Genomic DNA, 12,768 nt, shown 5'->3' on the forward strand with positions numbered 1-12,768 from the left:
TTTCTCCACAGCTTACTCCCTCTCATGAAGGGCATTAAGAAATTCCGGCGCCGATGACAAAAGATAATGCGATTGATATGATCATCGATAGGAATCCAACTGCCCGATTATCTTTTTGTATTTCTTCATCTATTTTAAATCCAGGAGTCATAAATTCAAAAATGAAATACCCGATCAACAGCAGGACAAATCCGTATACGCCCCAGCCAATCATGGTAAGAAGCGAATTCTGATGGAGAATGGACTGTTGGAATACATAGGCGATCCCAAATATTTTACCACCTGTTGCCAATGCGACAGAAAGGTTTCCCTGTTTGATTTCTTCCCAGTTCTTGTACTTTGTGACAAGTTCAAAAATGGCTAAAAAAACAATCATGCACAAAATAACGACACTGTAACGAGCAGCTATATATACATATTCATTTTCCCACATGTTCTCCATGGTCCAACTCCCGAATGGTAACTAGCCACCCGGCTTGGCTGAATAGCCGGAGTGACCGCTTTCCTTTATTTAAATTCCACCACCGTAACACCTGTTCCGCCTTCACCGGCTTCGCCGAAACGAATCCTTTTGACAGAGCGGTGATTTTTCAAGTATTCCTGGACCCCGGATCGAAGAGCTCCCGTTCCTTTACCATGAATGATGGAAACACTCGAATAACCGGCCAAAAGAGCATCATCAATGTACTTTTCCACTCTTGAAATTGCATTTTCATAGCGTTCTCCACGGAGGTCAAGTTCCACGCTAACGTGATAATCGCGGCCTTTGATCGTGGTAAGCGGCTTTGTTTCTTTTACTTTTGTGCTCTTGATGAATTCCAGGTCAGACTCCTTCACCTTCATCTTCATGATGCCGATCTGAACCTGCCATTCATTATTTGAGACCTTCTCAATCAAGTGACCTTTTTGACCAAAGCTTACTACCTTAACTTCATCTCCAGGTTTCAAGCTTTTATCCAGCGGCCTCGCAGCTTTATTTGTTGTTTTTTTCACTTTAGGCGCTGCTTCTTCAAGGCGTTTTTTGGCATCGATCAGTTCATGCTCTTTAACATCGGCATGCTTTTCAAGTCGCAGTTTACGTAAGTCGGCAATGATTGCTTCCGCTTCCCTTTGTGCATTTTCAACGATTGCCGCTGCCTCTTTGGCTGCCTTTTCAACCATCGCATCCCGTTCTTGATGGTACTCATCAATTTGCTTTTGAAGGTCTTTATGAAGAATTTCCGCCTGTTTCAGGTGATTCTTGGCTTCCAGTTCCTCTTCTTCGGCCTTCTTGCGGCTGTCTTCAAGGGACGCTATCATATTTTCAACTTTATTCGTATCCTCACCAATATGGCTGCGGGCATTGCTTATCACGTTTTCTTCTAAACCAAGGCGCTTGGAAATTTCAAACGCATTACTCCGCCCTGGTACACCGATCAAAAGTTTATAGGTGGGACTCAAGGTTTCCACATTAAATTCGACGCTTGCATTAATGACGCCTTCCCGATCATATCCATACGCTTTTAATTCCGGGTAATGTGTCGTTGCAATCACACGTGCTCCGCGCTTATACACTTCATCCAAAATGGAAATGGCCAAAGCTGCGCCTTCCTGTGGGTCAGTTCCCGCTCCAAGCTCATCGAATAAAACAAGGCTGTCATAATCGACATGCTTAAGGATATCGACAATATTGACCATATGCGAAGAGAAAGTACTTAAGCTTTGTTCAATCGACTGTTCATCGCCAATATCGGCATAAACAGAGGAAAACACAGCCGTTTCGGAACCATCCAGCGCAGGGATCTGCAGACCGGACTGGGCCATTAACGTACAGAGGCCAATCGTTTTCAGGGTAACCGTCTTACCACCTGTATTCGGACCGGTGATGACGATTGTCGTAAATTCATCACCAAGAAAAATATCATTGGCCACGACAACATCATTCGGAATGAGCGGGTGTTTCGCTTTGAATAACTTTACGCGCCCCTCATTATTCAGAATCGGCTTGGATCCTTTTATCGCTTTTGCATACTTTGCCTTGGCGACAAGGAAATCGATTTGTGCTAGTACTTTGACATTATGAAGCAATTCAGGGGTGAACGCACCGACTTTTTCCGATAGTTCGACCAATATCCGTTCTATTTCCTGCGTTTCCTTCACTCGGGTTTCCTGCAGGACATTATTCAGCTGAACAATTGCTTGCGGTTCAATGAACAACGTCTGCCCAGATGATGATTGATCATGAATGATCCCGCCATACACACTGCGGTATTCCTGTTTTACCGGGATGACGAATCGGTCATTCCGGATGGTGATGATGGCATCGGATAACATTGTTGATGCATTGGAAGAACGGATCATACTTTCCAGTTTTTCCCTGACACGACTTTCGTTCGTCCGAATTTGGTTTCTTAGGGTACGAAGCTTGTCGCTGGCAGAATCCATCACTTCGCCATGTTCGCTTACTGCATACGTAATTTCCTGCTGCAAATCAATCAATGGATGAAGGGAATCGATATATTCGGCTAAAAGCGGAACATCAATTTCCTGCTCTGCGAGTTCTTCGAAGAAACGGCTTAGGATCCTGCCGGCACGAATCGTACTCGCAAGTTCCATCAGTTCCATCGGTGAGAGCATACCGCCAATCTGTGCCCTTTTTGCATGTGGACGGATATCGAAAATCCCGCCCAATGGCAAGTTACCTTTCAACCTTACGATTTTGGCAGCCTCATCTGTTTCTTCCTGCCACCTCGAAACTTCTTCAAAATCCGTGGAAGGCATCAATTGCTCTGCCTTTTCCTTTCCTATGGATGAGGATGCGTGTGAGATTAATTGTTCTTTTATTTTATGAAATTCCAATGTCTTTAAAGCTTTATTATGCATGGAGTTAAAGCTCCTCCTTATTTATGGGCAAATAGTTAATCATTTCTCTTTAAAAACGCCAATAAGCCATCCGTATCCCTTGCATTAAGAACCGTGGATTCTTTAATCCAGCCCTTTTTGGCTGATGCGACCCCAACAGGCATATGTTCAAGCATGTCGATGCTGTGGGCATCCGTATTGATAACGATCGGAACGCCTGCTTCCTGAGCCTTGCGCAGATGCGGAGGTGCCAAATCCAATCGGTTCGGATTCGCATTCAATTCCAAGGCAGTATTCGTTTCACGGGCCAGTTCGATCAGCATTTCTATATCCACATCATATCCGGTGCGTCTGCCGATGATCCTTCCCGTTGGGTGGGCGATGATATCTACATGCGGATTATTCAGAGCCGTTTTTAAGCGCTCCATGATCGTTTCCCGAGGCTGTGAAAAGCTTGAGTGAATCGATGCGATCACCAAATCCACCTCTGCAAGCAGCTCATCGTCATAATCAAGTGTCCCATCAGGAAGTATATCCATCTCTATCCCGGAAAGAACGGTAAAGTCAGTGTATTTTTCATTAAGTTCATGGATGATCCGTTTTTGTTCACGTAAACGTTCAGCGGTCAAGCCGTTCGCCACTTTCAGATATTGCGAATGATCGGTGATGGCCATATATCGATACCCTTTTGCACGGCATGCTTCAATCATTTCTTCAATTGTATGAGCCCCATCACTCCATGTGGTATGCATATGCAGATCACCTTTAATGGCCTCTAAAGATATGAGAGGTTCATTAGCATCATAATGCTCCACTTCCGTTCCGTCTTCACGTATTTCTGGCGGAATGAAAGGAAGGCCAAAATGATTATAAAATTGTTCTTCCGTCTCAAACGTCAATACATCACCGGTTTCAGTCACTTCCACCCCATATTCGCTGATTTTCTCTCCACGATCTTTAGCAAGCTGGCGCATCCGCACATTGTGATCCTTCGAACCTGTAAAATGATGGAGTGTCGTGATGAATTCCTTATCCTTAACGATTCGGAAATCGACAGAAATGTCATATTCATAATCAAGCACTACCGATACTTTTGTATCACCGGCCGCAATCACCTGTTTTATCCCTTTTATTGCAAGCAATTGATTCTTAACCTCTTCGGGATGATCTGTCGAAATGATGAAATCGAGGTCCTTGATCGTTTCCCTCATACGCCGGATGCTTCCGGCCCTGGAAGATCGGATGATGTAATCCATGTTAGCAAGGGCCGTTTCAATATCAGCCGCAATCGGCCTCATGAAGGCTAGGGGCAGTCGATCGGGCCTTGAACCCGCCTCGGCAATTGCAGACAGGATTTTCTCTTCCGTTTTTTTGCCGAAACCGGCAAGCGCCGCGACCCTGCCTTCTTCACAGGCGATTTTAAGATCATTCACATCATTGACATGCAGCTCTTTATGAAGCTTGGCAATTTTCTTCCCGCCCAAACCTTGAAGTTGCAGAAGCGGAATCAATCCTTTTGGCACCTGCTCCTGAAGCTCTTCAAGTACAGTCGATTTCCCCTCATTTATATACTCTTCGATGACCGATGCCGTTCCTTTCCCAATCCCATTCAAAGCCGTAAAATCCTCGATCTCCGACAGGCTCCGGTCATCCGTTTCCAAGGCGCCTGCTGCCTTTCGGAAAGCTGAAACCTTGAACGGGTTCTCTCCTTTTAGTTCCATATATATTGCAATTTTTTCTAATAGTTTAATGATATCTTTTTTATTAATTGTCATTTAATTCACCGCCGAAAAAATTAGTAGGGTGTCCCATATTCACTTTCTTAAAGATACCTTTCTTGGAGGTAAAGTACAAGCAGTCCGATTCTTAACTTCCTAATCAAATAGGGGGAAGTTACATGCTGCTACATAAAAAGGGGCCTCCCCCTTTCAAAGTATAGGAATCCAGAACTTTGAGAAAGGGAGGCAGGCCCACTTATACTGACATTAAGATTGTTTTAGATCATGAAACCAAAGTTCCTTCACTTGCTCGGAAAGGAACGGCGTATGTTTCACGATCGATTCTGCCAGAAATGAGCCCGTTAATGGTTTCTGGATGGATTCCATTGGCAGCATGGCAGCTATATATAATATAATAAACATGATAAGATAGACTTCGAGAAAGCCCAATATCCCTCCACCCCAGCGATTCAGCTGCTTTAATATCGGAAGATGGGTAATGAAGTTGAGCATCGATCCTATCATTTGCCAAAGAATCTTGGCAGCAAAGAAAATGATTGCAAAGGCAATTGCATTGTAATATGCCGTATCAAGCCCGACTGTATCGAAAAACATATTAAGGGTTGAGGAATCACCCATCGTTGGGAACGGAATCCACAATTTCAAATTGGGAGCAAGATCTCCGTAAAATACATAGGCGACGATGAAGGCTACTATGAACCCTGTCATATGAACCGTTTGTAAAATGAAGCCACGCTTTAAACCGATTAATAAACCGATTAAAAGAATGGCCAGAATTGCTAAATCAAGCATGTACTCAGTCCTTCTCTCTCTTTAATTCCAGTTGAAGCTGGTCTAGTTCATCTTTTAATTTAATATATTCGTGGATGGTATTCACGGCCGTTAGCACCGCTAGCTTACTTGTATCCAAGTATGGATTTTTCATCCTGATCTCTCTCATTTTTTCGTCAACCATCGAAGCGACCAGGCGCATATGACTTGCGCTTTCTGTGCCGACGATTGTATATGGTTGTCCGTATATATCAACTGTTGTTTTATTTCGTTTATCGTCTGACAAAATGATGCCCCCAATCTAAACAATCCTAATTCTATCATATCACGAAGTTTTTCGTCATGAAAGAGAGTACATCGTCATTTCTCGCATAAAAATTTCAATAATTTGTCAAACGAAAACGAATTTTAGGAAGAGGATTACCTAATAAACAAAATGAAGTAAGGAGCTTACCCATTATGTCCCATGTTGTTTTACTTATCAGTCCTGAACAAATAAAGGCGATGAAGTCCCACTATTCTTCATCCTTGGCCGCCAAGCTGCCGCCCGGGAGCATCTTTTCCGCCAAACCGCCGCTATGTACGGTGACCGCGTATAAATCTGGAAAGGTGCTTTTTCAGGGGAAAAATGCCGAACTAGAAGCGGTAAAATGGCAAAATGGCACCACTGCTGCTGCTCCAAAGAAAAAAACGGCATCCCCTGCATCAGTCAATGTCCATCGATATTCGCCGCCTTCAAATATCGGGACCATGTCTGTGATTGGATCCGATGAGGTCGGAACAGGAGACTATTTCGGCCCGATCACCGTCGTAGCCGTATATGCAAAAAAGGAGCAACTAGCCCTATTAAAGGAGCTTGGTGTCCAGGATTCTAAAAATCTCAAAGATCCACAGATCATCGAAATTGCCAAACAGATTAAGGATGTAGTGCCATTCAGCCTGCTCACATGCGACAACCCGAAATATAATGCGCTCCAGGCAAAGGGAATGTCACAAGGAAAAATGAAGGCACTCCTCCATAACCAAGCAATCAAGAATCTCATGCAAAAAATCTATCCGGAACAACCGGAAGCGGTCCTTATTGATCAATTTGCTCAACCAGAGGTATTTTTCAATTACCTTAAAGGGCAAGAACTATTTCAAGCTAATGCCACCTATCTATGCACAAAAGCGGAAGGCATACACCTTGGAGTAGCAGCCGCATCCATCCTGGCCCGATATGCTTTCGTCAAACGCTTTGACTTGCTGAGTGAAAAAGCCGGATTCAAAATCCCTAAAGGAGCCGGATTTGCAGTCGATGAAGCGGCCGCAAGATTGATTCACGAAAAAGGAATCGATTCATTACACGAATTCACGAAAACCCATTTTGCCAACACAGAAAAAGCGAAGCGATTATATCAACAGAAATATCATAAATAGAAGAAAGCGGCTGATCTTTTGGAAAAGCCGCCTTTTTCTCGTGAGGTTGCGCGGTTTACTCGTGTATTCGTGACATTTACTCGTGAGTTTACGCCATTTACTCGTGAGTTCACGCTATTTACTCGTGAGTTTGCACCGTTTTCTCGTGAGTTTGCACCGTTTACTCGTGAGTTTGCGCTATTTACTCGTGAATTCTCGCGGTTTACTCGTGAATTCGTGACATTAACTCGTGAGTTTCGCCAATTACTTGTGAGTTTGCGCTATTTACTCGTGAATTCACGCTATTTACTCGTGAATTCTCGCGGTTTACTCGTGTATTCGTAACATTTACTCGTGAGTTTACGCCATTTACTCGTGAGTGCACCATTTACTCGTGAGTTTCGCCGTTTACTCGTGAGTTTGCACCATTTACTCGTGAGTTTGCACCATTTACTCGTGAGTTTGCACCATTTACTCGTGAGTTTGCACCTTTTACTCGTGAGTTTGCACCTTTTACTCGTGAGTTTGCACCGTTTACTAGTGAAATCCAAAAAGACAGCTCCCCAAGATTCAGGGAGCTGTCTTTTTAGTTTTATCCTCTTAGCTCTGCGCCGGCTTTTTCTTTAACGGCTTCAAGCACTTTATCATGTGCTTTTGTAATGTCCTCGTCCGTCAGTGTACGTTCCGGGTCGAAGTATTTCAGTGAGTAGGCAATGGATTTCTTGCCTTCCTCCATTCTTTCACCTTCGTATAAGTCGAAGATGCTTACTTCTTTCAGCAGTTTGCCACCAGCTTCTTCAATAATATCCTGAATGTCCCCGGCTTTCGTAGCTTGATCCACAACAAGCGCTATATCGCGTGTGGTTGATGGATAGCGCGGAATGGTTTGGTACGAAATCGGCGCGACTTCGGCTTCTGCCAATGCTTTTAAGGAAAGTTCGAAAATGTATGTTTCTTTAATATCCAAGTCTTTTTGGACAGTTGGGTGCACTTGGCCGATAAAGCCAATCACTTCACCATTCAATAGTATTTCCGCTGTCCGTCCTGGATGCATGTCGTTGATTTCCGCTTGGCGATAACTGATTTGATCAGCTAATCCAAGTGTGTCGAATAATGCTTCGATCACGCCTTTGGCTACAAAGAAATCCACTGGTTTCTTTTCACCTTGCCATAAATGTGACTCCCATAGGCCTGTGATTGCTCCAGCAATATGTTCTTTTTCTTCAGGCAGTTCTTGTTCGTCACGCTTAAAGAATACCGAACCGATTTCATACAGTGCCAGTGAATCAATTTGGCGAGCATTGTTATATTTCACGACTTCCAGCAATTGAGGCACAATGCTTAAACGCAGCTGGCTCCGTTCTTCACTCATTGGCATTGCTAATCGTATGGATTCTCTTGCTTCCAATGCGAATTGTGACGCTTTTTCCTGGCTTGTCAGTGAATAGGTCACCGCTTGATAAAGGCCTGCGCCTTCAAGTGTACGGCGTGCCTTCCGCCGTTTAATTTGATAGTCAGTCAATTGGCCTGGGGTAGCAGAACCGATTGGCAGTGTAGCGGGAATGTTATCATATCCATATAAACGTGCAGCCTCTTCGACTAAATCAGCTTCAATCGTAATATCGCCACGGCGCGTCGGCACTGTGATCGTGAATGTTTCATTGTCAAGTTCCACTCCGAATTGCAGACGTTTGAAGATTGACTCCACAACTGATACGGTCATGCTTGTGCCAAGAAGGGTGTTGATTTTTTCAAGAGTGATGTTAATGACCGCAGGTTCCATTGTCAATTCGTCAACTTCTGCTGCTCCTTGTAAGACTGTTCCGCCTGCATATTGTGCAATCAATTGTGCTGCACGTTCTCCAGCTTCACGAACACGGGCCGGGTCGACGCCTTTTTCAAAGCGGGCACTGGCTTCACTACGTAATCCATGGTCCTTTGAAGCTTTGCGAACTACTGTACCTGCAAAATATGCACTTTCAATAATGATGTTCGTCGTATCATTTTTCACTTCGGAATCCGCTCCGCCCATCACACCAGCAATCGCAACAGGCTCGCTGCCATTTGTGATCACTAAATGGTCAGGTGTCAAAGTGCGTTCCGCTTCATCCAATGTTACGATTTTTTCAGCATCATTTGCTCTGCGGATGACGATTTCCTTTGAACCAAAGCGGTCATAATCAAAGGCATGGAGAGGTTGGCCGTATTCAAGTAAAATGTAGTTCGTGATATCCACCACATTATTATGAGGTCGGATACCTGCAGACATCAACCTAGTTTGCATCCAAAGCGGTGAGGGTCCAATCTTAACATCTTTGATGATTTTAGCAATGTATATCGGGTTATCTTCTTTCGCTTCCACTTTGACACTGATATAATCAGTTGCTTTTTCAGCAGCCTCTTCTTTCTCGACTACCGGCCATTTCACTTCCCGGCCTAGAATGGCTCCCACTTCGTATGCAACACCAAGCATGCTCAATGCGTCGGAGCGGTTTGGAGTCAGCCCAAGTTCCAGCACTTCATCACTTAAACCAAGTTCCTCCAATGCATCTTTCCCTACTTCCACATCATTAGGGAAGACGAAGATACCTGTCGCATAATCCTTGGAAACAAGCTTGGATTCGAAGCCCAATTCTTGAAGCGAGCAAATCATCCCGTGCGATTCCTCTCCGCGAAGTTTCGCTTTCTTGATTTTGAAATTACCTGGAAGGACTGCGCCAACAGTAGCGACTGCGACTTTTTGGCCTTTATCTACATTCGGTGCTCCACAGATGATCTGAACGGGATTTTCGGCCCCGATATCAACTTGGCATTTATTCAATTTATCCGCATTTGGATGTTGTTCACGTTCTATGACATGCCCGATGACGACCCCTTTTAGCCCTTCACTTTTCTTTTCCACCCCTTCAACTTCAATGCCGCTTTTCGTGATTTTGTCAGCTAGCTCCGTCGCATTGATGCCTGAAAGGTCAACATAATCTTGTAACCATTTATATGAAACAAACATGGTAGGTCCTCCTTTTTAAAATAAAAATTTATGCTTCGTGATGGTTGAATTGTTTTAAGAATCGAACATCATTCGTATAGAAATGACGGATATCGTCCACACCGTACTTCAACATGGCAATCCGTTCCACGCCGATTCCAAATGCGAATCCAGAGTATTTCTTGGAATCGAAGCCAGCCATTTCAAGGACGTTCGGATGAACGATCCCGCCGCCAAGCACTTCGATCCAGCCTGTTTGTTTACATACACTGCAGCCTTTACCGCCGCAGATTTTACAAGAAATATCCACTTCGACGGAAGGCTCCGTAAATGGGAAGAAACTTGGACGAAGACGGATTTCACGGTCTTGCCCGAATACTTTTTTCGCAAATACGTCTAACGTTCCTTTCAGGTCGCTCATGCTGATGTTCTCATCGATGACCAACCCTTCAATTTGCTGGAATTGGTGGGAGTGTGTCGCATCATCGTTATCACGGCGATAAACTTTTCCTGGGCAAATGATTTTAACAGGACCTTGACCTTTATGTTTTTCCATCGTTCTGGCTTGAACAGGTGAAGTGTGCGTACGCATAAGGATTTCATCCGTGATGTAGAAGGAATCCTGCATATCACGTGCCGGATGGCTTTTTGGCAAGTTAAGTGCCTCGAAGTTGTAGTAGTCGCTTTCGACTTCAGGACCTTCCGCAACGGTATAACCCATCCCGATGAATAAGTCTTCGATTTCTTCCACGACACGTGTTAATGGGTGTAGATTCCCCTTGTTTACCGGACGTCCTGGAAGTGTGACGTCAATCGTTTCAGTTGCTAGCTTGGCATTGACTGCCGCAGTTTCAAGCGCTTTTTGTTTCTCCTCGATCTTTGTTGCGATCGCTTCCCGTACATCATTGGCTAGTGCCCCGATTTTCGGGCGTTCTTCGGCAGATAATTTACCCATGCCGCGCAATACCTCAGTGATTGGCCCTTTTTTCCCTAAATAAGCAACACGGACTTCATTCAGTTCTTTTAATTCGGAAGCGGCGGCAACTTTTTGCAACGCTTCTTCCTGCAGTTCTAGTAAACGTTCCTGCATCATGTCTTCCTCCTTTATTTTCCTTTTGTAAAAATGAACACAAAAAAACCCCGATCCCTAAAGGGACGAGGTTTATGTATCGCGGTACCACCCTTATTAGTGCACAAACAAAAAAGCTTCTGCACTCACTTCATTAAAAATAACGGCTCTTCACCGGAACATTTTTCGGACAATCTGTCTTCCCAATGCCAACTCGAAAGGTGAATTCACTTAAGCAATGCCATAAAAATGCTTTCAGTCAAGGCATTTTCTCCCTGGATATGTTTAACTAAAGCTACTACTCTTTGTCATCGTTGTTTTCATTATAAAATTCTGTTTTATTATATTATAATTCTTCGGCCGTTTCAAATCGATTTTCGTAAATGGTACATTAAAATCCCGGCAGCGATACCCACATTCAATGATTCGCTTTTTCCGTAGATGGGAATATAGAGGTTTTTAGTCGTTTTCTCCAGTAATTCCTTCGATACTCCTTGGCCTTCATTACCGACCAGCAGGGCAAACCGGGAAGACTTTTCCACTTCCTCAAATGGCGATGCGCCTTCTAATGCCGTGCCATAAACTGGTGTGCCGCTTTGCTTCAGCTCATCGATGATTTCGGAAAGGTTCCCTTTAATGACAGGCATATGAAAGAGGCTTCCTTGCGTCGAACGGACCACTTTAGGATTATACAAATCAGCACACCCTTCGCCAAGTATGACTGCATCGATTCCAGCTGCATCCGCTGTCCTGATCATCGTTCCAATATTACCCGGATCTTGAACGGCATCGATCAACAATAGCTTATCCGGATTGATGGACGCCATGCTCGTTGATTTCTGCTCACAAACCGCGGCAATTCCCTGCGGGGCTTCGGTATCGCATATCGCCTTCATAATATCATTTTTCACATAAATGAGTTCTGTGCCTTCCACCTTAAAATGGGCAGGCATTTCAGTTTCTTCATTTATGATCACTTCCAAGACGATTTCTTCTTTTAAGGCTTCTTCAACTAGGTGAAAACCCTCGATTAAATATTTACCTGTTTTATCGCGTTCTTTTTTGGTCAAAAGTTTTTTCCATTGCTTAACTTGCGGGTTTTTTACGGATTCTATATATTTCAAGGGTAAACGCTCCTTTAACTTCACACTGATTTTCCTATTATAACGCAATTCACATACATATTGCATGCGAGTTTGTGAAATGCTAGTAATGTCAGTCATTATGTGTTAGAGGAGGAGTAATTATGAATTTAAACTTACGTAATGCGATCATCCAAAATGTATCAGGAAATTCGCAAGAGCAGCTGGAAGACACGATTGTCGATGCCATACAAAATGGCGAAGAAAAAATGCTTCCTGGATTGGGAGTATTATTCGAGGTCATCTGGCAAAATTCATCCGAGCAGGAAAAACAGGAAATGATTACTGCCCTTGAATCAGGATTAAAAAAATAACAGCCTTCAGAGGCTGTTATTTTTTTAATTTCGCTTCGCCAGCCTTAAGTTCTTCGACGGAGACTTCTTCATCAAGCAGCAAGATGAATTTTTTAGAGCTCACTTCTTCAAGCATCGCTTTTGTCTCATCATAAGAGTAGCCATATTTCGTGAAAAAGCTGCGTAAATCTCCAGATCCTTCATCTGTGAAGTAGTGGAAGATTTTTAAGAAAAGAGTGTCCTCCTTATCCTGATTGGCGATGATCAGTATATCCGTATGTTCATTTCCAAGCTGCACATGATTTTTTATATCAGCTGCCACTGTCATTTGGGTGCCAGATACGCCTTTTGCTTTTAAGTCTGAAATTGCAGCAAGTAGTTCCGGATTAGAGTCAAAAACACCATATACGTTTTTTTCCATGTTTCTCCCCCTCCTTGTTACTTTACTTAAAATAAAATTCCTTTGTCATTATACCTTGCAGCTTTATCAATAAACAAGCAAATAGTCTATGGAGACGAACAAGGGAAC

At 43.7% G+C, this 12,768-nt stretch carries 11 protein-coding genes and 1 other annotated feature; of the genes, 2 read left to right on the forward strand and 9 right to left on the reverse strand.

Going from position 1 to position 12,768, the window contains the following annotated elements; genetic code table 11:
* Window positions 1-34: 34 nt before the first annotated feature.
* From OSJ91_RS19980 to zapA, 5 genes are all read right to left on the reverse strand, one after another.
* Window positions 35-442, reverse strand: a complete 408-nt coding sequence (locus OSJ91_RS19980; protein WP_034309012.1) for a DUF350 domain-containing protein — start codon at window positions 440-442, stop codon at window positions 35-37.
* 65 nt (window positions 443-507) lie between these two features.
* On the reverse strand, window positions 508-2,862 hold the full coding sequence (locus OSJ91_RS19985; RefSeq protein WP_350299657.1) for an endonuclease MutS2: 2,355 nt from the start codon (window positions 2,860-2,862) through the stop codon (window positions 508-510).
* Window positions 2,863-2,897: 35 nt separating this feature from the next.
* Window positions 2,898-4,616 carry a DNA polymerase/3'-5' exonuclease PolX gene (gene polX, locus OSJ91_RS19990; RefSeq protein ID WP_350299658.1) on the reverse strand — a complete coding sequence of 573 codons (1,719 nt, stop codon included), beginning with the start codon at window positions 4,614-4,616 and terminating at the stop codon, window positions 2,898-2,900.
* A gap of 210 nt (window positions 4,617-4,826) precedes the next feature.
* Window positions 4,827-5,372 carry a CvpA family protein gene (locus OSJ91_RS19995; protein ID WP_485890291.1) on the reverse strand — a complete coding sequence of 182 codons (546 nt, stop codon included), beginning with the start codon at window positions 5,370-5,372 and terminating at the stop codon, window positions 4,827-4,829.
* Window positions 5,373-5,376: 4 nt separating this feature from the next.
* The gene (zapA, locus tag OSJ91_RS20000) at window positions 5,377-5,637 is read right to left on the reverse strand and encodes a cell division protein ZapA (protein ID WP_048678967.1); all 261 of its coding nucleotides are present in this window, start codon (window positions 5,635-5,637) and stop codon (window positions 5,377-5,379) included.
* A gap of 173 nt (window positions 5,638-5,810) precedes the next feature.
* On the opposite strand from zapA, the gene rnhC reads away from it, so the two are divergent.
* A complete protein-coding gene (rnhC, locus tag OSJ91_RS20005; protein WP_485890292.1) occupies window positions 5,811-6,770 on the forward strand; it encodes a ribonuclease HIII in 960 nt (319 codons plus the stop codon).
* Between the two features lie 571 nt (window positions 6,771-7,341).
* On the opposite strand, the gene pheT is transcribed toward rnhC, so the two are convergent.
* The 3 genes from pheT to OSJ91_RS20020 all read right to left on the reverse strand — a co-directional run bounded on the left by pheT (window position 7,342) and on the right by OSJ91_RS20020 (window position 11,928).
* Window positions 7,342-9,756, reverse strand: coding sequence for a phenylalanine--tRNA ligase subunit beta (pheT, locus tag OSJ91_RS20010; protein WP_413019196.1), 2,415 nt, complete (start codon window positions 9,754-9,756; stop codon window positions 7,342-7,344).
* A gap of 28 nt (window positions 9,757-9,784) precedes the next feature.
* Window positions 9,785-10,825 (reverse strand): phenylalanine--tRNA ligase subunit alpha, encoded by a 1,041-nt coding sequence (gene pheS / locus OSJ91_RS20015; protein WP_098370018.1) that lies wholly within the window; start codon window positions 10,823-10,825, stop codon window positions 9,785-9,787.
* A gap of 58 nt (window positions 10,826-10,883) precedes the next feature.
* Window positions 10,884-11,125 (reverse strand) — a binding site (T-box leader).
* A 44-nt stretch (window positions 11,126-11,169) separates the two neighbouring features.
* Entirely contained in the window at window positions 11,170-11,928 is a 759-nt protein-coding gene (locus OSJ91_RS20020) for a TrmH family RNA methyltransferase (RefSeq protein WP_350299661.1), read from the reverse strand.
* Between the two features lie 122 nt (window positions 11,929-12,050).
* Between OSJ91_RS20020 and sspI the strand changes: the two genes are divergently transcribed.
* Window positions 12,051-12,260 carry a small acid-soluble spore protein SspI gene (gene sspI, locus OSJ91_RS20025; RefSeq protein WP_076364828.1) on the forward strand — a complete coding sequence of 70 codons (210 nt, stop codon included), beginning with the start codon at window positions 12,051-12,053 and terminating at the stop codon, window positions 12,258-12,260.
* 16 nt (window positions 12,261-12,276) lie between these two features.
* On the opposite strand, the gene OSJ91_RS20030 is transcribed toward sspI, so the two are convergent.
* On the reverse strand, window positions 12,277-12,660 hold the full coding sequence (locus OSJ91_RS20030; RefSeq protein ID WP_485890293.1) for a general stress protein: 384 nt from the start codon (window positions 12,658-12,660) through the stop codon (window positions 12,277-12,279).
* Between the last annotated feature and the right edge of the window lie 108 nt (window positions 12,661-12,768).

Source organism: Bacillus sp. T-10(2022), from assembly GCF_056502895.1.